Annotated in this window: 21 protein-coding genes and 1 pseudogene; 15 read left to right on the top strand and 7 right to left on the bottom strand. The window is 61.1% G+C overall.

Annotated features, from left to right (window positions below; genetic code table 11):
• Genes nifS through QMZ05_RS25665 form a run of 3 tightly spaced genes read left to right on the top strand, consistent with a single transcriptional unit; the run spans position 1 to position 2,275 of the window.
• Entirely contained in the window at positions 1 to 1,194 is a 1,194-nt protein-coding gene (nifS, locus tag QMZ05_RS25675) for a cysteine desulfurase NifS (RefSeq protein WP_353703279.1), read from the top strand.
• The gene (gene nifT / locus QMZ05_RS25670; RefSeq protein WP_353703278.1) at positions 1,191 to 1,415 is read left to right on the top strand and encodes a putative nitrogen fixation protein NifT; all 225 of its coding nucleotides are present in this window, start codon (positions 1,191 to 1,193) and stop codon (positions 1,413 to 1,415) included. Before nifS ends, nifT begins: the two co-directional genes overlap by 4 nt.
• On the top strand, positions 1,412 to 2,275 hold the full coding sequence (locus QMZ05_RS25665) for an SIR2 family protein (protein WP_353703277.1): 864 nt from the start codon (positions 1,412 to 1,414) through the stop codon (positions 2,273 to 2,275). Before nifT ends, QMZ05_RS25665 begins: the two co-directional genes overlap by 4 nt.
• A 543-nt stretch (positions 2,276 to 2,818) precedes the next feature.
• Here QMZ05_RS25665 and QMZ05_RS25660 read toward each other — a convergent pair.
• The 4 genes and pseudogenes from QMZ05_RS25660 to QMZ05_RS25645 all read right to left on the bottom strand — a co-directional run.
• Positions 2,819 to 4,786, bottom strand: a complete 1,968-nt coding sequence (locus QMZ05_RS25660) for an NEL-type E3 ubiquitin ligase domain-containing protein (RefSeq protein WP_353703276.1) — start codon at positions 4,784 to 4,786, stop codon at positions 2,819 to 2,821.
• A 355-nt stretch (positions 4,787 to 5,141) separates the two neighbouring features.
• Positions 5,142 to 5,573, bottom strand: coding sequence for a molybdopterin cofactor-binding domain-containing protein (locus QMZ05_RS25655; protein WP_353703275.1), 432 nt, complete (start codon positions 5,571 to 5,573; stop codon positions 5,142 to 5,144).
• 70 nt (positions 5,574 to 5,643) lie between these two features.
• A complete protein-coding gene (locus QMZ05_RS25650; protein WP_353703297.1) occupies positions 5,644 to 5,844 on the bottom strand; it encodes a hypothetical protein in 201 nt (66 codons plus the stop codon).
• Positions 5,845 to 5,941: 97 nt separating this feature from the next.
• Positions 5,942 to 6,055 (bottom strand): annotated as a pseudogene (locus QMZ05_RS25645) (recombinase family protein); the annotation flags it as partial.
• A gap of 636 nt (positions 6,056 to 6,691) precedes the next feature.
• On the opposite strand from QMZ05_RS25645, the gene nifB reads away from it, so the two are divergent.
• The 9 genes from nifB to QMZ05_RS25600 all read left to right on the top strand — a co-directional run bounded on the left by nifB (position 6,692) and on the right by QMZ05_RS25600 (position 11,704).
• A complete protein-coding gene (gene nifB / locus QMZ05_RS25640; RefSeq protein WP_353703274.1) occupies positions 6,692 to 8,239 on the top strand; it encodes a nitrogenase cofactor biosynthesis protein NifB in 1,548 nt (515 codons plus the stop codon).
• 11 nt (positions 8,240 to 8,250) lie between these two features.
• Entirely contained in the window at positions 8,251 to 8,475 is a 225-nt protein-coding gene (locus QMZ05_RS25635; RefSeq protein WP_353703273.1) for a 4Fe-4S binding protein, read from the top strand.
• A 13-nt stretch (positions 8,476 to 8,488) separates the two neighbouring features.
• A complete protein-coding gene (locus tag QMZ05_RS25630) occupies positions 8,489 to 8,827 on the top strand; it encodes a hypothetical protein (RefSeq protein ID WP_353703272.1) in 339 nt (112 codons plus the stop codon).
• Between the two features lie 77 nt (positions 8,828 to 8,904).
• Positions 8,905 to 9,228, top strand: a complete 324-nt coding sequence (locus QMZ05_RS25625) for a nitrogen fixation protein NifZ (protein ID WP_353703271.1) — start codon at positions 8,905 to 8,907, stop codon at positions 9,226 to 9,228.
• The gene (locus QMZ05_RS25620) at positions 9,225 to 9,464 is read left to right on the top strand and encodes a nitrogen fixation protein NifZ (RefSeq protein ID WP_353703270.1); all 240 of its coding nucleotides are present in this window, start codon (positions 9,225 to 9,227) and stop codon (positions 9,462 to 9,464) included. Before QMZ05_RS25625 ends, QMZ05_RS25620 begins: the two co-directional genes overlap by 4 nt.
• Before the next feature lie 15 nt (positions 9,465 to 9,479).
• Positions 9,480 to 9,836 (top strand): DUF3024 domain-containing protein, encoded by a 357-nt coding sequence (locus QMZ05_RS25615; RefSeq protein WP_353703269.1) that lies wholly within the window; start codon positions 9,480 to 9,482, stop codon positions 9,834 to 9,836.
• Between the two features lie 33 nt (positions 9,837 to 9,869).
• Positions 9,870 to 10,139: a hypothetical protein gene (locus tag QMZ05_RS25610; RefSeq protein WP_353703268.1), complete on the top strand. Its 270-nt coding sequence runs from the start codon at positions 9,870 to 9,872 to the stop codon at positions 10,137 to 10,139.
• A gap of 44 nt (positions 10,140 to 10,183) precedes the next feature.
• Positions 10,184 to 11,338, top strand: a complete 1,155-nt coding sequence (locus tag QMZ05_RS25605) for a DegT/DnrJ/EryC1/StrS family aminotransferase (protein WP_353703295.1) — start codon at positions 10,184 to 10,186, stop codon at positions 11,336 to 11,338.
• A 144-nt stretch (positions 11,339 to 11,482) separates the two neighbouring features.
• Positions 11,483 to 11,704 (top strand): hypothetical protein, encoded by a 222-nt coding sequence (locus QMZ05_RS25600; protein ID WP_353703267.1) that lies wholly within the window; start codon positions 11,483 to 11,485, stop codon positions 11,702 to 11,704.
• Between the two features lie 126 nt (positions 11,705 to 11,830).
• On the opposite strand, the gene QMZ05_RS25595 is transcribed toward QMZ05_RS25600, so the two are convergent.
• From QMZ05_RS25595 to QMZ05_RS25585, 3 genes are all read right to left on the bottom strand, one after another.
• Positions 11,831 to 12,499, bottom strand: a complete 669-nt coding sequence (locus QMZ05_RS25595) for an OmpW family outer membrane protein (RefSeq protein ID WP_353703294.1) — start codon at positions 12,497 to 12,499, stop codon at positions 11,831 to 11,833.
• Between the two features lie 449 nt (positions 12,500 to 12,948).
• Entirely contained in the window at positions 12,949 to 13,362 is a 414-nt protein-coding gene (locus QMZ05_RS25590) for an ArsC/Spx/MgsR family protein (protein WP_353703266.1), read from the bottom strand.
• Between the two features lie 7 nt (positions 13,363 to 13,369).
• On the bottom strand, positions 13,370 to 13,774 hold the full coding sequence (locus QMZ05_RS25585) for a hypothetical protein (RefSeq protein ID WP_353703265.1): 405 nt from the start codon (positions 13,772 to 13,774) through the stop codon (positions 13,370 to 13,372).
• A gap of 463 nt (positions 13,775 to 14,237) precedes the next feature.
• Between QMZ05_RS25585 and nifH the strand changes: the two genes are divergently transcribed.
• The 3 genes from nifH to nifV all read left to right on the top strand — a co-directional run bounded on the left by nifH (position 14,238) and on the right by nifV (position 17,452).
• Positions 14,238 to 15,122 carry a nitrogenase iron protein gene (nifH, locus tag QMZ05_RS25580; protein ID WP_146991729.1) on the top strand — a complete coding sequence of 295 codons (885 nt, stop codon included), beginning with the start codon at positions 14,238 to 14,240 and terminating at the stop codon, positions 15,120 to 15,122.
• 150 nt (positions 15,123 to 15,272) lie between these two features.
• Complete coding sequence (locus QMZ05_RS25575; RefSeq protein ID WP_353703264.1) at positions 15,273 to 15,989, top strand: nitrogen fixation protein NifQ; 717 nt, start codon at positions 15,273 to 15,275, stop codon at positions 15,987 to 15,989.
• A 314-nt stretch (positions 15,990 to 16,303) separates the two neighbouring features.
• Positions 16,304 to 17,452, top strand: a complete 1,149-nt coding sequence (gene nifV / locus QMZ05_RS25570) for a homocitrate synthase (RefSeq protein ID WP_353703293.1) — start codon at positions 16,304 to 16,306, stop codon at positions 17,450 to 17,452.
• Positions 17,453 to 17,512: the final 60 nt, after the last annotated feature.

The raw sequence follows: 17,512 nt of genomic DNA, 5'->3' as shown, positions 1-17,512 counted from the left end.
ATGCCGATTTATCTCGACAACAATGCCACCACGCGAGCGGATCCCGCCGTCGCGCAAGCCATGTTGCCGTACCTCGCCGAGCAATTCGGCAATGCTTCCTCCGCTCACGCCTTTGGCAGCGAGGTCGCGAAGGCCGTGAAGCAGGCGCGCCGCAGCTTGCAGGGATTGTTAGGCAGTGCCTACGATCACGAGATCGTTTTCACCTCCGGCGGGACCGAGGCAAATAACACCGCCATCCTCTCTGCGCTTGCGACCCAGGACGGGCGCGACGAGATCGTCACCACTTCCGTCGAGCATTCCGCCATCCTTGCCCTGGTCGAGCAATTGGCGACAAAGGGCGTCAAGACCCATGTGATCGGCGTGGACTCGCGCGGCCGGCTCGACATCGAGGCGTTCCGCAGGGCACTTGGACCTCGCACGGCGATTGCGTCGGTCATGTGGGCCAACAATGAGACCGGCACGATCTTCCCGGTCGAGTTCCTGGCCGGGTTGACGCGCGCGGCGGGCGCCCTGTTTCACACCGATGCGGTGCAGGCCATAGGCAAGGTGGCCATCGACCTGAGTGACAGTGCTATCGACATGCTGTCGCTGTCCGCCCACAAGCTGCACGGCCCCAAAGGCGTCGGCGCGCTCTATTTGCGCAAAGACACAAAATTCAGACCACTGATCTGGGGCGGATCGCAGGAGCGCGGGCGCCGCGCGGGGACCGAGAACATCCCCGGCATCGTCGGTCTTGGCAAAGCTGCAGAGCTTGCGGCGGAACGGCTCGAGCCGGAGCGCGCTCGCATTGGTGGCTTACGCGATCGCCTGGAGCAGGCCATCCTGCACAATGGCGGTTGCTCAGTGCTCGGCGATCTCAGCAACCGGCTACCGAACACGACCAACATCGCCTTCGAGCATCTCGAGGGCGAAGCCATTGTGCATCATCTCAATCGTGCCGGCATTGCAGCCTCGGTCGCATCGGCCTGCAGCTCCGGCGCATTGGACCCATCGCATGTTCTACGCGCCATGCACGTGCCGGCAATGAGCCTGCGCGGGGCTGTGCGCTTTTCCCTGTCGCGTGAAACCACGGTCGAAGAGGTCGCCGAGGTCGTGCACGTACTGTCCGACATCGTGACTCAGCTGCGCGCCATGTCGCGGGAGTATTCAAATCCACCCAGCGATGCGTTGCAGTCCAGGGAGTTGACGTCATGAAGATCATGATCCGCCGCTCTCCGGACGCAGGTTTGTCGATTTACGTGCCGAAGAAAGATCTCGAAGAGCCGATCGTGGAGTCCGAGTATGAGACGCTTTGGGGCGGTTGGATCAGGATCGCCAATGGCTGGGTACTCGACCTGCCCGAGATGGCAAGCGACACGCCCTTGCCGATCACGATCAACGCCAGGAAGCGCGGCGAGGATGGTAACGACCGATGAAGGCGCCTCCGCGCATCGATTTTACCAGCGCAGCCGATACGGAGGCGATTCTCACTGAACTGGCGGCCAGGCTGAGTGCGGGCAGCGTTATTCCCTACCTTGGACCTGGCCTTGCCGAATTGTCCCGGCCGGATGTGCCGACGACGCCTGAGGCATTGGCCGCTTTCTTTGCCACCAAGATTGCACTGCCGCGCCGGGCCAAGGGCAATGTGTGGGCATCGGCGCAATATATCGAGAGTAACAAACATCGTCTCACCCTGACGAGGTTAATGGCTCAGGCCTTTGCTGTACCGGTCGAGCCGACGGCGCTGCATTATCATCTTGCGTCTCTATCGCCGCCGATGATCGTCGACGCTTGGTACGACGGCGCCATGCGTGCGGCGCTCGGCGAGCGTGACGGATGGGGCGAGGTGCAGGGCGTCAGCCGCGCCGGCCTCTATACGGACCACTTTTATCGCTTCTATGATTCGGCGGGCCAGGAGGTCGACGGTGCCGTGGCCGGCAATTGGGCGACGGTGCTGTACAAGCCGCATGGTAGCGTAGAGCCGGCCAAAAACTTCCTGATCTCCGACGCCGATTATGTCGAGGTGCTGACGGAGATCGACATCCAAACGCCGATTCCCGACATCATCAAGGAGAGGCGGACCGGGCGGAGCTTTCTGTTCATCGGCTGTCGCTTCAATGACCAGCTGTTACGCGCCTATGCGCGGCAGATCACCAAGCGCTCGTCCGACGTCCATTACGTGATTGTCGATCCACAAGCGCTTTCGCGCAACGAACTCTGCTTTCTCGCCGCGCAAGGCTTGATGCCACTCGCGATTGAGCTCCCGCGCGCAATCGAGCTATTGCTTGCCAACTAGCCGGCGCTGCCAAGTTCAAGCCGAGGACGCCGGCCGAGCTGTCGGGAGAGAGGGGCGATAGGTGTGGCCCTGGTTGAGCGGGATTCTGGGCGCCCTCAGTCGGCGAATGAATGGGGCCCGGAACCGGTATCTCTCGCTGCCACCAAACATGTATATCAATGGCCTGGGAGGGGCGGAGCGGAAGGCAGTGAGCATGGACGTAGTCGCGCGCAACGAGACGAATTCAGCTGCCCGTTGCAGCGAGCGAGGGGGGCGGTTGCAAGACGGCCGTGCCATGCTGACCGATCCAATGACAGGCAATTCAGTTCCGGCGGCGATCGTTGGTTCGGCCGACACGATTATCGCCGACTCCGACCGAGCGTTTTGATCGCGAACATTGGCGACGAGATCGATCGGTTGCCACCATAGGCCGCGGCACGGACACTGGCGTTTGCCGAAGCATAGTGGCGATCGACACATCGAGACCGTGCCAGTGAACCTGTTGGACCGGCGGTTCGCGGCCGAGGGTCCGAACCAGAAGTGGATCGCCGACTTCACCGATCTCTAGAGGCCGCGGTTCCTGCGCACCTGGCGCGTCAGCTCGCCCTTGATCTCAGAGGCGATCTGGTCGCGGATCAGGGCTCCGAGCTGTATCTCGGCCTCGTCGCCAGTTAGGCCATCGGCTATGAGCCGTTGCTGCAGGCGGTTGGGGAATTCCTCCTCCATCGCCTTGAGAAGCCGTTCCTGCATCGCTGAGTGAGCCTCGGGTTCGATGCGGCTCAGCACCGTCTCCCAGGGTTGCCAGCGGGTTGCCAGATAGTCGTCGAACTGCGTTGCCTCCTCATGCCGCACCCGCGTCTCGGCCACAGCGAGGTCAGCGTCGGTGACATAGGACACGGCGAAGAAGCGCATGTCCGGGGCGAGGAGCTGCAACTCCAGCCGCCCGCGCAGTTTGACCTGATAGGCGAGATAGACCTCGATCTCGTCAACAAACCGAAGCGAGCTGACCTTCTCGCGGGCGATCCGGTCGAGTACGCCCAAGCGGAACAGGACACGAGCCTGCTCGAGGAGTTCGTCGAGCCGATCATCATACGCCCCGTCCTCGACATCGGCGCTTAGGCGCGCGCTCTGCATCTGGTTCCAGGCCAAAGTGATGCGATCCTCGCAGCTCGCGCTCGCCCCCAAGGCCTGTTGGAAGTACAGCTCGCGCAATCGTGGCCTCATTGCCACCTGCTGCAGATCCTCAGTCACCGCTTGCCGAAACGCGGCGTTGCCATAGTTCACGGTGCGTCTGAGCCGGTCGAGAAAGAGGGCATATTCCTGAGCCCCTTCTTCTTCGGCGAACCCCTGCCAGGTCATCATCACCTCCGGCTCGCCGCCAACCCAATCCGCCACGACTGCGTGCAACGGTGGCGGCTGACTTGGCCCGGCCTCTCCGCCGATCGAAAAGAAGACTCGGGGACCGACGTAGCCCGGCGCATTGATGACCGTTGCAAGGTTCGTCAGCACCCGCTCGGGCAGCGGGTTGTCGTCCAGGTCGACCCTGCACCAGGGGCGCAGCTGCGTCAGCAAAGTTTCCGGTAGGCTGGTCAGTTGGTTACCCCTCACGTCGAGCGATTCAAGCCCGGCCGGCAAGGTCTCAGGCAAGTGGGTCAGCCGGTTGTGCGCGGCTTCGAGCGTCCGGAGCCCGGCTGGAAGAGCCTCCGGCAGGCTGGTCAGCTGATTATTGCTGACCACGAGGTTTTGCAGCTCAGCCGAGAGTGTCTCAGGCAGACTGGTTAGCCGATTGTGACTGACGTGCAGCGTCCGGAGCGGGAGGGTGTCAGGCAGGCTGGTTAGCTGGTTGCGGCCGACGTTGAGCGTCTGGAGTCCGGCTGGGAGAGGCTCGGGCAGGTTGGTCAGCTGATTACGACTGGCATCCAGCCATACAAGCCCAGCCGGGAGAGTGTCGGGCAGATCAGTCAGTCGATTGTGGTGGACATAGAGCGCCCGCATAGCGGGTGGGAGGATTGCCGGCAGGCTGGTCAGCCGGTTGTTACCGACCACAAGACGCGAGAGCTGCGCCGGCAGAGTGTCGGGCAGACTGGTCAGATAGTTGACGCGCACATCGAGTTCCCGGAGCCCTGCCGGGAGCGCATCGGGCAGGCTGCTCAGCGCGTTGTGATTGGCAGAGAGGCTTCGGAGCGGAGCCGGGAGACAGGAGGGCGCGCCGACTATCTGATTGACGTTGCACCTGAGTGTCTGGAGCACTTCCGGAAGCGCGGCAGGCAAACTGGTCAGCCGATTGTTGCCGACATTGAGATCCTGGAGTTCCTCTGGGAGCGCGGTGGGCAAGGCCGTCAGGGACAGCCGTGACAGATTCAGCGGCCCATCCACATCGCCAGCCGCCCGCCAGGTCCTCGTTCGTCTTGCCGCCGCTTGCCGGTTCTCGGCTTCGTCCTGTCCGTCCGCGCCAGCCCAGGCGTCAAGGATTTCGTCCAGTGATGGTTCGCTGGCCGGCGAGGCATCGAAGCTCGCGCGCGCCCCGGTCAAGGCTTCGATCCTGTGCCGGTTGAGAGCTTGCCGGCGTCTCGTTCGGAAGCGTCGGACCTAATGCCAGCGAACCGCTGGGCTCGTGCTGTGTTCATCAACCATCTCTCTGCGAGAGCCAATATCAGAAGAATGCGCCGGGACGACGACTGTCAAACCCGGTAATGCGCGTTGACGAATGATGAAGGATTCAAGATCAAGGCTCCGGCTGCTATCATGTGGCTACCGAACATGCTGCCTCATTCGCCCTCAGAAGAACAGGGTCGTGTCCCCTGCGATGCGTGTAGCTCGGTACAGCAAAGCTATCCGCACGCGCGCCCTCAAATAGCGCCGTAGCGGGCGGACGGCTTTGCGGTGGTCATCGGCAATTCGCCGGTAGGGCGGGCTGCTGGCACCAACCCGATTCGAGGAACCGCCGATGACAAGATGATGAAACCTTCGCGCTCGTGGAGAAGGCGCCAGACGCCAACCTGCCGCGCGAGATGATTGGCTTTGCCGCCGAAACGACCGAGATCTCCGGCACCTTGTGAATAAAGAGCTTTGAGCCGAAGCTGCCGCCAGCGATTGTCGGAATGATGTTGAGCTGGTGGACTGGCACGCCCAGCGTGACAGCCAGAAGCCATCCAACGTAGTTGGACATCGAACTGTTCACGTGAGTGGTAAACTTACCTGTGGCGCTATCGTACTCGCTGACCGCGCCGCAGTTCTCCAACGCCCGGGCACCTGACCGGGGCCAGCGGAGCGATCGTTTGACAACACGCTTTGCGCGCGCCAAGTCGGCCTGCCACATCTCCGAAAGAGCGGCCCCGACACACCCTCCTTGTTCAGCTCAAAAGCGATGGCGCGGGACGACTTTCCCATCAACGAAGATGCGGCGGAAAACGGCAGGCCTCGGTCTTATTGATCGTTCGATCGCCGCGGATCGGCTCGCCATTCGCTGCAAACTGTTTGACCACATCGTAGCCGAAGCACAATCCACCGCCGGACTTGCCGTCCTCGACGCGGCCGAGCAGCCCACGGCGCGTCTTGTTGGCCAGCTCTTTCAGGAAGAGGGCGCTCATCGTGCCCCTTGAGACTGACGTGCAGAGGCGGCACGTCGCCTTCGGACAGCGTGACGATATGCACCCCACCGACAGCCATGCGGTTGAACAGTCCGGCGATGTCTTCCTGATCGCGTGAGAGGCGATCCATCGCTTCGGCCAGCACAATAAGGAACTTGCCGCGAATCGCGTCGTCGATCAGCTCTTGAATGCCGGGGCGCAGCAACGACACGCCGGAGATCGCGCGATCGGTATAGCCGTCGACGACTCCAACCCTGCTTTTCGGCGTCAAGGCAGCAGACCCGCAACTGATCCTCAACCGAGGCGTCTCGCTGGTTATCCGGCGAGTAGCAGGCGTAGAGCGCGACCCTCATGAGGCGACCTCCTTACTCCGGGAGGCGGTCTCGCGTCCGGTTGTCTGTTTCGGCTTGAACAAAGTCACGTGCGGCCTGTCGCGCCAGCAGCCGGACCAGATTGACGAGGCGTGGATCGGGCTTTGACGCCGCAGGCACGGCCGGTTGGTGGGCCACGTCGGCAACCACATCGAAGCTTTTCGGCTGTTGTACGTCTCGGTCGCGCCACGATCGCGTCCTCGTCCTCGTGCGGAATACCCCGCTTGGACACAATGATGCCAAGAGATGGCACTTTAGCAAAAGCGAGATCGCGCGCGTGATGTGTGTCGGAGTTCCGACATGTGGCAGCATCATTGCTATATCTGCAACAACGCCGATCGCGTCTTTTAAGTCATTGACACGGATCAGAAATAGCAGCGCCGGCCGCGATGGCACACGGGTTGCTAACTGCTCTCCTTGTGGCTCGCTCGGGGCTGGTCCTGAGAAGCCTATTCGCCGTCCAGGGAGAACTGAATATGAACGCGGTCGCGGGGCGCGGAAGACGTACCGGAGTTGCGGAGTATATCGGCGAGATCGCCGAGCATAAGGGTCGCCGCACCTCGCCCGGCGGCCCCAAGACGAACTGCGGATCACAGGCCGGCCAGGGCGATCTGCCGAAGACAATCTGGAAAAAGGTGAAGAACCATCCCTGCTACAGCGAAGAGGCGCATCATCACTACGCCCGCATGCATGTCGCGGTGGCACCGGCCTGCAACGTCCAGTGCAATTACTGCAACCGCAAATACGACTGTGCCAATGAATCGCGTCCGGGCGTGGTGAGCGAGAAGCTCACTCCTGAACAGGCGGTGAGGAAAGTGCTTGCGGTCGCGACCAGCATTCCGCAGCTGACCGTGCTCGGAATCGCCGGCCCCGGCGATCCCTTGGCCAATCCGGAAAAGACCTTCAAGACGTTCGAGCTGGTCGCCAAGGCGGCGCCCGACATCAAGCTCTGTCTATCGACCAACGGACTGGCACTCCCAGACTACGTCGATAGCATCGCTCGCGCCAAGGTCGACCACGTCACCATCACCATCAACACGATCGACCCCGAAATCGGCGCCAAGATCTATCCGTGGATCTTCTTCAACCACAAGCGCTACACCGGCATCGAAGCCGCGAAGATACTCACTGATCGCCAGTTGCAAGGTCTTCAGATGCTCACGGAGCGGGGCATCCTGTGCAAGGTCAATTCGGTGATGATCCCTGAAATCAACGACCAGCACCTGGTCGAGGTCAACAAAGTTGTGAAGTCACGGGGTGCCTTCCTGCACAACATCATGCCGCTGATCTCCGCATCCGAGCATGGCACCGTATTCGGCCTCAACGGTCAGCGGGGCCCGACGGCGCAGGAATTGAAGGCGCTGCAAGATGCTTGCGAAGGTGAGACGAACGTGATGCGGCATTGCCGCCAGTGTCGTGCCGACGCGGTCGGTCTGCTCGGAGAGGATCGCAGCGCGGAGTTCAGCAGCGAGGGGATCATGGCCATGGACGTCAATTATGACGCTGAAATGCGTCGAGCCTATCAAGCCAAGGTTGAGGATGAGCGCGCGGCTAAGGTCGCGGCCAAGCGGGAGGAGCTTGCGGAACTCGCCGGCCGGAAGAGCGAGATCACGCTTCTGGTCGCTGTCGCAACCAAAGGCTCGGGCCTGATCAATGAGCACTTTGGGCATGCCAAGGAGTTCCAAGTGTACGAACTCTCGACATCCGGCGCCAAATTCGTCGGCCACCGCAGAGCCGATGTCTACTGCCAGGGCGGACACGGCGAGGAGGACAGGCTTTCAAACATCATCGGCGCAATCAAGGACTGCCATGCTGTGTTCGTAGCCAAGATCGGCGATTGCCCGAAAAGCAATCTGATCAAGGCCGGCATCGAGCCGGTCGATCAATACGCGCATGAGTTCATCGAGAAGTCGGCGATCGCCTGGTTCCGCTGCTATCTCGACAAGCTGCAAAGCGGTGAGATCCTGCACGTCAAACGCGATGACGCGGCAATCCGCCAGAAAGCACTGACCTCGGCGGCGTGAGGAGATAGCGAATGCCGTTCAAGATCATCGCTTCGCAATGTACCGGCTGCTCAGCCTGCGAGCCGTTATGCCCGAACGTTGCAATCTCCGAGAAGGCGGGAACTTTCATGATCGATCCGAAGAAATGTACCGAATGCGTCGGCTATTTCGACGAGCCGCAATGTGTTGCGGTTTGTCCGGTCGACGACACCTGCGTCGTCGACACCTCATGGCCGCGCCGCCAGGCGTCGGCCTAAATCGGAGAGGCCCATGAACGTCACGCTTCGATCGGGCGCTGAAAAGCTTGCAAGTTTGCTGCTGCGCCTTGCTGGCACCCAGATTCCGAATTTCGTTCGCCGTCATAGAAGGCGCTCGCTTGCGATTGTTCGCCGATATCGGCGTCGCGCCAGCACCCACGGCTCGGCGAGCAAGTCGCCGAGCGCAATGGCCGAACATTGCTTCTCAATGCCGAACGCTGCTTGCTGCGCGGCTGTGTCCCCATGGATTTGGCCGACGCTGCTCCCCGTCATCGACCTGTCTTTCGCCGAGCCGGGCGTTCCGTCCGGCCATCGCACAGGCCGCCCATTAGAAGAGGAAAGCTACCGATGAATCTGGTGCAGCGGGCAATTCGCTTAGCTTGCGCGCGCGTGGCAGCTCGTCCTTAAAAGTCCGCAAGGGATGGGTGCATGAACAACATCGTCCGCGACAGTGACGTGGTCGAGCTAAGCGGGCCTCCTTGCTTCAGCTTTGGTGAAAAGGTGCGCGCCAACCGCTCAATCCGCAATGACGGTACCTATCCCGGCAAGGAGATCGGCGAGGTTCTGGTCAAAAAAGGCGAGGTTGGTCACGTCGTCTCCATCGGCACGTTCCTGCAGCAATTCTATATCTACGGCGTCGCATTCCTTGAAAGCGGCTACCGCGTTGGCATGAAGCGAAAGGAACTCGATGCGCTTGGTCCGGGCGAAGAGGTTGATGATCCGCCATTGCCGGAGGAAGAGGCCTTGTCATGATTGAGTCGGCCGTTCCGAAATATCGATCAGGCCAGCGCGTCAAAACCGCGATCGACGTCATTAATGACGAATCTTTTCCCGATGCGCCGCCAGATGGGGTCTTGATCGGCGCCGGACGGGTCGGCGAGATCATCCGGGTCCGCATGCATACGGAAGCGAACGTGCCGATCTATCTCGTGGATTTCGGTGAGCACCTGATCATCGGCTGTTTTGAGGACGAAATCAAAGCGATCTGAAGGGAGGCGTTGGCGATGAATGCCGCGGTGATGAGAAAGGTAGTCGGGCTGATCCCTCACCCGAACGAGGTCGATCGCAAGCGGATCGAGCGCGCCTTGAACTCGCGCAAGCGCTATCGCTTTGTCTCGCCGCATGTGACGCCAGTAAGAGGGGGCTATCTCATCGAGAGTCCCTGCTGCTCGGGCAATATCGATAGGGACGGCGGCCTGATCGATGTCGCGCTGATCCTTTATGATGTCGCGAGTGGGGCCTGGAAGACGTTCTTCAAGAATCACGCGCGAGGAATCTGGGAATTCTACAGCATTTACCATCGGCTGGCCTCAGCACTCGACGAATTGAACGCGGATCCAGAGCGGCTGTTCTGGCAATGATGTCCGTTCTGGACCAGTCATACAGGAGCCATAATGGCGCTCGGCCCCGACGACCTGATCGAAATCGAACGGCTAATTGCGTCAGCTGATGCCGATACAGGCCCGGTTGTCGAACTGCGGCGCCGCTTTCCGCAGCTCGCCTGCGTACGCTGTGATGCGTCTGACGTCACGGAGCAGCCCTTCCGGCGCTTTCAGCGTTTTGACCTGCATCTGGTCGATGGATCCGACCACTGCATGCAGATTACGGCCGACCCGACGCGGGCGATCGGCATCGTGCTGGCTAAAAGGAATGCCGGGCGGTGACGGGCCTTGGACTAGCCACGGGTCATGACGTCGTCACGGGTGCGGTGGAGGAGGATGGATCCTTCATTCCGCTCTCCGACCCCGATATCACCTTCGCGGAACTCTCTGCCGTGGAAGCGCTGCTGTGTTCGCCGCGAATTTCCAATGGGCCGGTTACCGAGGCATTCGAGCAGGCTTTCGCCACCTATCTTGGCCGCAAATATGCCGTCGCCGTCCCGAGCGGCACGCTCGGGCTTCTGCTTGCCTTGAAGGCTCTGGGCATCGGGCCCGGACAGGAGGTGATCGCCTCGCCCTATTCGTTGCGTGAGACAGTCCATGCCATCCGTCTTGCGGGTGCACGAACGGTATTTGCCGACGTCGATTATTGGTCGGGCGCGTTGGCTCCGGCGAAGGTGGAAGAGCGTATCACCCCCAGCACAGGGGCGATAATTGCCGGCAATCCTAACGGCCATCCGGCGCCATGGTCGGAACTGCGCGCGATCGCGCAGCGCCATCGACTGCCGCTTTTGGAGGACTCCAGCGAGGCGATCGGATCGAGATACAAGGGCGAACTCGTCGGCCGCTTTGGCGATATCGCGGTGTTCGACTTTGCCCAGCCGCTGGCCTTAAGCTGTGGTGAAGGCGGAATGGTGGTGAGCGACGATATCGAGGTGGCCGTTGGCTTGCGTCGCCATCGCGCGCACCGGCTGGATGAGCGCTCCTCCGTTGTCGTCGGCAGCGCGGCACCTTACCAAGCCGGAATGAGCGATCTGACTGCAGCGTTGGGGCTCGCGCAGCTAAAGCGCCTCGATGACATCCTGGAGCGACGCCGGCTGATCGAGCAGCTGTACACTGCGCACATGCAATCATTTGAGGGCATCAAGCCGCCCTATATCGGCCCCGATGTGACCGAGGTGAACTGGTTCCTCTATCTCGTCCATCTCGGGACCCGCTTCACGAGATCGAGCCGCGACGCCATTGTCGATGATCTGCGCGTCGAGCAGGTCGAAGCCGCCGCTTATTGCCATCCATTGCATTTGCAGCGCCAGTATTTTGATCTCGGCTATCGGCGTGCCGATTTCCTGGTCACGGAGAAGATCGCCGATCGCGCCGTGGCGTTGCCGTTTCACGCCCATCTCACGAGTAACCAGATCGAGTTCATCGTGGAGACGATAAAGGATGCCTCGATCAACGTCGGCGCTGGTGCCGCGATCTATTGAACCGCTCATCGTCCCATACACGCAAAGGAAGATTGAATGGCCGTAGTGACGGTTTGCTGTTGCGCGAGAGTGCTCGGTGCCGAGCACGTGACGATCGAGCTCCTCGGCCTCGGCGCAGGTCTGAAACTCAAAAAAGGAAACTGAATGGATTCGCAGCAGGTCATCATCCACGTCCGCTTCGCTCCGAACGGGACCGTGGTCCAGATCAGCGGGCGGCCGGCGAAGCTCACGCCGCACCAGTGGTTTGATGTCCTCAATGCGCGTGCCGGCCATGCCTATCGTCCGCTGGCCGGCGGCCGTGGCGTATTTCGGCTGACCCGGGCAGCGGTCGATGCCTTCAGGCAGGAAGCGGTGACGGCGAGATAGCCAAGGGATGCGGCGCCGGGCCCGGCTCCCGGCACTGGGGTGTGATGACCTTTCCTCGAGGCGTCACCTCGCTCGACCTCTTGCCTTGGCGCGCCGGTCTTTACATTTGCGGGGCGTGCTCGTTCATCAGAACTTATATGTGACGCCGCCGCTGACCAGCCATGGGTCGATATTAGCGCGCCCGGTGACGGGGATCGCGCCGTTTACGGTCGCCGAATAATCCGGCCGCAGCCACAGCTTCTTCACGTCAAAGTTGAGGCCCCAATGACGATCGAACATGTAGTCGAAGCCGAATTGGATAGCGGGGCTAACTGTGTTGTTGACGTGCAAATCTGTCACCACCAGGCCTGCGAACGGCGTCTTTGCTGCGGATTGGTGGAGGAACGCGGTGTAGTTGATGCCGGCGCCGATATACGGCTTGAACGGACCGAATTGAGTGAAGTGATATTGCAGGGTCAGCGTCGGCGGCAACAGCGAGGTTTTGCCGATATCAAGCCCGCTCAGCATCCCAGTTCCGCTGATCTGATGCCTGGTCACGGCGAGAATGAGTTCAGCGGAGACGTTGGGGGTGAAGAAATAGGTGATGTCGAGCTCCGGTACGACCCGATCGCTGATCGAGAGGCCGGAATTCGGTGACGACAGAGGCGGGACGGCGCCGACATTGACCGAGCTGCCTTCGGAATCCGGCAGCACGCCGAGCACGCGCAGGCGGATCATGAGGGGATTGAAGGGTTCGACCAGTGGAGGTCTAGCGTAGACCCGCGCCGGTGCGAGATCCACAGCGTGTAGCGGCATGGCGGCTCCGTCGACCGCTGCCGCAAGCAGGAGCAGGGACGCCTTCGTCAGAATTGTTCTTGCTCTCATCAAAGTCTCCATTCTCAAGTTCGCGCGGATAGTCACGCGAGCTCTCTCTCACATGATTGGGATGGCGAGGGATTTGATGCGGATCAAATCGCGTTGGTCATGGACGCAATTAAGTCGCTAAGTCACATCGGTAATGCGCGGTTGAAGTTTCTCAGGCTTGCATTGCGCCTGTCATGTCCTGCCGCATGCGCGGAAAGTTCGTTTTTGCGCGACGCACAGATCCGCCCCGAGCGGTCTCTACCGACCTGCAGCGGTTGATAGAGATACCTCTCACCTTCCAATCTTCTCAGCGAGCGTTGCGCGTCGCGCGCGTCCGCAAAGAACGAGGAGAGGGAGCGTCGGTCTTGTCTCTCGGCGTAGCCGGAGTTTGTGCAATCGTCTCACTTGGGCGGACAGTCCATGAGCGTTCCCTCGCGCGAGCATCCTTCGAGATCATCTTGCGCGGTCCGTCCACGCAGCGACAGCACGGGCTCACGATCAAATCCCGCGCATTTTGCGCCGTCGGCGTCGATCAGGGGGCGTCGGATCAAAAGTGGATCGCCGAGCATCAGCGCAAGTGCGCTCGCCGCATCGATCGTGTCGGGATTGACTTCGCCTGATTTGATGCGCGGCGCGGCACGGTTGAACCAGGATGCGACCGGCGTATGTCCGAAGAACGAGCGCAGTTCCTCCGTGCGCCACGGCTCTTTCAAGATGTCCTTGGCAATCACGTGGTGGCCCGCTGCCGTCAGCGAGCGGATTTGTCGGGCGTTAGTGGCGCAGCCGCCCTTTTGATAGAAGATGATCGTTGCCATGGCGCACCTATTCGAGCGCGCCAGGCTGAGCGATCGGTGCGACGCCGTCGTATTCGAGAACGGCATCGACCTTGTTGCGGACTGCTGCCAAGATCGGTGGCTTGCCGTGCACGCCGGGCGCGCCGTCCGTGATGCCGCCGACCGTGGTGGCCTCGTCTGATGCGTCGCAGACGATCGGGATTCGAACGCCAGGACATTGGGCCGCCATTTCGCCGGTCGGCGCCGGCTCCTTTTGCTCCAAAAGACAGCCGCCGAGCAGCACCACATCCGGTTCCGGCCAATTCACGCCCCTGGCCAGCGCGTTTTCCGGCGTTGCAAGCTGGTGCGTCTCGATCTCATCATGCGACATGCATCGCAGGGCCGCGCGGGCGATCTTGTGATCATCGATCACGTACATCGGCCGCTCGCCCATCCCCTTTGATGTTTCGCTCCCGACCTGCATTCGCGTTCCTCCGCCAACGATCCACCGCAAAGACCGATTGGCAATTCCCGTTCCACGCTTGAATGCATCGAAATAGCCCGCGGCGAGCCGGCCTTGACCCGTTTGATGCTTGCGATGCTTGTTCGATTTCCGACAGGCGTGCTTGAGTCCTGTCGGTTAAAAACAGCAGGGATCTTCCGCCGGACCGTAGGGATCTTCCGCGGGTGCGTGAGTTTGCAAAACGTATTCAGACGCTTAACGAGCGCGGATAGGCGTTGGCACGGCCGTTGCTATAGGGATGACGCAACACTGAGTGAGGGCTGAGTGCACGCAGACGCACAAGACGAGCGATGCGCTCCTTCCCTTGAACCCGTGGGCCCCGTTTCTGAGAAAGAAACAAGCTCGCGCGTAGAGCAGCGCGCAATGTTTGGCAAATCGGTTGATGGAGAGCAACATGTCTTCACTGAGGCAAATCGCATTCTACGGCAAGGGCGGCATCGGCAAATCGACCACCTCGCAGAACACGCTGGCAGCGCTCGCGGAGATGGGTCAAAAGATCCTGATTGTGGGCTGTGATCCAAAGGCGGACTCGACCCGCCTGATCCTCCATGCCAAGGCGCAGGACACGATCTTGAGTCTGGCAGCGAACGCCGGCAGTGTCGAGGACCTCGAACTCGAGGACGTGATGAAGATCGGCTACAAGGACATCCGCTGCGTGGAGTCGGGCGGGCCCGAGCCGGGTGTCGGCTGTGCGGGGCGCGGCGTCATCACCTCGATCAATTTCCTGGAGGAGAACGGCGCTTACGAGGGCATTGACTATGTCTCTTATGACGTGCTCGGCGACGTTGTCTGCGGCGGCTTTGCGATGCCAATCCGCGAGAACAAGGCGCAGGAGATCTATATCGTGATGTCCGGTGAGATGATGGCGATGTACGCCGCCAACAACATCTCCAAGGGCATTCTGAAATATGCCAACTCTGGCGGTGTGCGGCTGGGCGGCCTGGTCTGCAACGAGCGGCAGACCGATAAGGAGCTGGAACTGGCGGATGCGCTGGCCAAGAAGCTCGGAACCACGCTGATCTATTTCGTGCCGCGCGACAACATCGTCCAGCATGCGGAATTGCGCCGGATGACGGTGCTGGAGTATGCGCCGGACTCTCAGCAGGCCGATCACTATCGCAATCTCGCGACCAAGGTCCACAACAATGGCGGCAAGGGCGTCATCCCGACGCCAATCTCCATGGACGAGCTCGAGGACATGCTGATGGAGCACGGCATTATGAAGGCGGTTGACGAGTCCATTGTCGGCAAGAGCGCCGCCGAACTCGCTGCCTCGTAAAGGTGGCGACTCGTGGCCTCGTAAGGGCGCGCGAGCGGGTGCCGGTCTCCCCAATTTCCCCCATCCCCGGGAGACCGGCATTCCGGCGAGAGCGCCTCACCTGGGTGGGATGCGCCGGCAGATACTTGGACCCGCGATGGAAAGGCCGGCATGTTTGAAGCGAAGTTGCCTCCGCTGTTGATTAGTGGTGCACCCGCCGCGAGCGAAGACGTGCATAAAGGTATTGCAACCTACCGCCTGCTCACTGGAGTTCCCCCCGCAGACGCCGAGATAGCCGCCGACAGCGATTTCGATCGTCACGTGCTGGCGTCTATCCTGGCGGCTGCCACGATGGATGGTGGTCCACTTCCCGAAAAAGCCGGCCTGGCAGGCCATGAACTGGCGGCGTTGCTGGAACAGTACTTTCCGTCGATTGAGATCAAAATCGAACAGTCGCCCGCGCGTTTTGAGTGCAATGTGACCGACGAGGTCGCAATGGTGCGTGATCTCTTGCTCGCGCGACGGTCGACGGAAGGGGATATTGGCCGCTGGCTGGCTGCAATGATCGCGCGACGCGCCATCGAGCCGGATCACTTATGGGAAGACCTCGGATTGCGCAACCGTGGCGAACTCTCTCGGCTTCTAAGCCGCCATTTCGCGCCGCTCGCGGCGTGCAATATCAACAATATGCGATGGAAGCGGTTCTTTTATCGCACGCTATGCGAGGACGAGGGCCTCGTGATGTGTACGACGCCGGTGTGCACGCAATGTAACGACTTCAACGTCTGCTTTGGCGATGAAAGCGGCGAAAGCCGGATGGCTGAGCGCCGGCGCGACGTTCTGTTGCAGGCGGCGAGCCCGATCGTCGCCGGCGACTGGCCCATCTGACGCGGGGGTAGAGATCGTCTGTTGGCCAGCTTTCCAGTCGATGACTGCCCAGGCTTCGCGACCAGCGGGCGACCCGTGTGGCAAGCCCGGGTCGAATCCCAGCCCAGCGAGCTCCAAGTCAATTTGACGCGCTTGTTCTGCAACACTGTCGCGTTTGCGACAATCCAATCCCGACAAAAACCACATATCGGTCAATCGGTTGATGTGGTCGCCGGCGTGGCATGCCGGTTGCTGAAGCACATTCCGTGGTCAGACATAGCAAGGAGTTTCTCGTGATCGCTGCCGCAACTGTTGCCAAACCGTCGTGGTCCGAGATGGCACCGGCCAAGCCGACCGTGCTCAACGATACGACATTGCGCGATGGCGAGCAGGCGCCTGGCGTTGCTTTCACCGCCGAAGAAAAGCTGGCGATCGCGCGGGCGCTGGCGCGGGCCGGGGTCACCGAAGTCGAGGCCGGGACGCCCGCCATGGGCAGTGAGGAGATCGCTGCGATCCGCGCCATTGTCGAAGCCGGTCTCCCGCTCACCACCATTGGCTGGTGTCGGATGCGAGAGGCCGATGTCGATGCGGCGATCGCGGCGAAGGTATCCATGGTCAATATGTCGATCCCGGCCTCCGACGTGCAGATCGCGGCCAAGATTGGCGGAAATCGCGAATTGGCGCTGGAGCAGATGAAGCGAGTGGTTGGCTACGCCTGTGAGCGAGGGCTCAAGGTCGCTGTCGGCGGCGAGGACTCGTCCCGTGCCGATGTCGAGTTTCTCATCACCCTGGTCGCAACTGCAAAGGCGGCAGGTGCGCGGCGCTTTCGCATTGCCGATACGCTCAGCGTGCTTGATCCAGATTCAACTTGCGCGCTGGTCGGACATTTGCGGGCGGCCACCGATCTCGAGCTCGAGTTTCACGGCCACGACGATCTCGGGCTTGCGACCGCCAACACGCTTGCCGCCATCAAAGCCGGTGCGAGCCATGCCTCGGTGACGGTCATTGGGCTTGGCGAGCGCGCGGGCAACGCGCCGCTGGAGGAGGTCGCAGTCGCGCTCAAACAGCTCTACGGACGACAGACCAGCATCATACTGCCGGAGCTCGAGAACGTCGCTGCGGTGGTCGCGGCCGCGGCAGCACGTGCGATTCCTCTGAACAAGGCGATCGTAGGTGAGCATGTGTTCACCCACGAATCCGGCATTCATGTCGACGGTCTGTTGAAGGATCAACGCACTTATCAGGGGCTTGATCCCCATTTGCTAGGTCGCTCCAACCGTTTTGTGATCGGCAAACATTCTGGACTTTCGGCGATCACAACGCTGCTCGACGAATTGCAGCTTGCCGCCAGCGGCGATGAGGCAAGACAGATTCTGTCGCGGGTGCGGAAATATGCCGTTGAGAACAAGCTGCCGGTTGAGCGCGAGACATTGGTTGCGATTTGGCGCGACATCTGTGAACGCTCGTTGAGCCATCGCGCGTGATGCCATGTCCAGCATTCTCGCGCCGGCCATTGCCGGCGTCCAGGTGGCCGACCTCGCGCG

Source organism: Bradyrhizobium sp. INPA03-11B, assembly GCF_040446015.1.
GTDB lineage: Bacteria > Pseudomonadota > Alphaproteobacteria > Rhizobiales > Xanthobacteraceae > Bradyrhizobium > Bradyrhizobium macuxiense_A.
The sequence above is the reverse complement of the archived record's forward strand: the minus strand, read 5'-3'. Positions and strand labels throughout refer to the sequence as shown.

Bases quoted from the DNA above. Each gene is read 5' to 3' on its own strand.
- QMZ05_RS25575 (WP_353703264.1), top strand. From the start codon at position 15,273: ATGTTTGAAGCGAAGTTGCCTCCGCTGTTGATTAGTGGTGCACCCGCC.
- QMZ05_RS25665 (WP_353703277.1), top strand. From the start codon at position 1,412: ATGAAGGCGCCTCCGCGCATCGATTTTACCAGCGCAGCCGATACGGAG.
- nifB (WP_353703274.1), top strand. From the start codon at position 6,692: ATGAACGCGGTCGCGGGGCGCGGAAGACGTACCGGAGTTGCGGAGTAT.
- QMZ05_RS25600 (WP_353703267.1), top strand. From the start codon at position 11,483: ATGGATTCGCAGCAGGTCATCATCCACGTCCGCTTCGCTCCGAACGGG.
- QMZ05_RS25610 (WP_353703268.1), top strand. From the start codon at position 9,870: ATGGCGCTCGGCCCCGACGACCTGATCGAAATCGAACGGCTAATTGCG.
- QMZ05_RS25620 (WP_353703270.1), top strand. From the start codon at position 9,225: ATGATTGAGTCGGCCGTTCCGAAATATCGATCAGGCCAGCGCGTCAAA.
- QMZ05_RS25590 (WP_353703266.1), bottom strand. From the start codon at position 13,362: ATGGCAACGATCATCTTCTATCAAAAGGGCGGCTGCGCCACTAACGCC.
- nifS (WP_353703279.1), top strand. From the start codon at position 1: ATGCCGATTTATCTCGACAACAATGCCACCACGCGAGCGGATCCCGCC.
- QMZ05_RS25625 (WP_353703271.1), top strand. From the start codon at position 8,905: ATGAACAACATCGTCCGCGACAGTGACGTGGTCGAGCTAAGCGGGCCT.
- QMZ05_RS25650 (WP_353703297.1), bottom strand. From the start codon at position 5,844: ATGAGCGCCCTCTTCCTGAAAGAGCTGGCCAACAAGACGCGCCGTGGG.
- QMZ05_RS25585 (WP_353703265.1), bottom strand. From the start codon at position 13,774: ATGGGCGAGCGGCCGATGTACGTGATCGATGATCACAAGATCGCCCGC.
- nifV (WP_353703293.1), top strand. From the start codon at position 16,304: ATGGCACCGGCCAAGCCGACCGTGCTCAACGATACGACATTGCGCGAT.
- QMZ05_RS25615 (WP_353703269.1), top strand. From the start codon at position 9,480: ATGAATGCCGCGGTGATGAGAAAGGTAGTCGGGCTGATCCCTCACCCG.
- nifH (WP_146991729.1), top strand. From the start codon at position 14,238: ATGTCTTCACTGAGGCAAATCGCATTCTACGGCAAGGGCGGCATCGGC.
- QMZ05_RS25595 (WP_353703294.1), bottom strand. From the start codon at position 12,499: ATGCCGCTACACGCTGTGGATCTCGCACCGGCGCGGGTCTACGCTAGA.
- nifT (WP_353703278.1), top strand. From the start codon at position 1,191: ATGAAGATCATGATCCGCCGCTCTCCGGACGCAGGTTTGTCGATTTAC.
- QMZ05_RS25655 (WP_353703275.1), bottom strand. From the start codon at position 5,573: ATGTGGCAGGCCGACTTGGCGCGCGCAAAGCGTGTTGTCAAACGATCG.
- QMZ05_RS25635 (WP_353703273.1), top strand. From the start codon at position 8,251: ATGCCGTTCAAGATCATCGCTTCGCAATGTACCGGCTGCTCAGCCTGC.
- QMZ05_RS25630 (WP_353703272.1), top strand. From the start codon at position 8,489: ATGAACGTCACGCTTCGATCGGGCGCTGAAAAGCTTGCAAGTTTGCTG.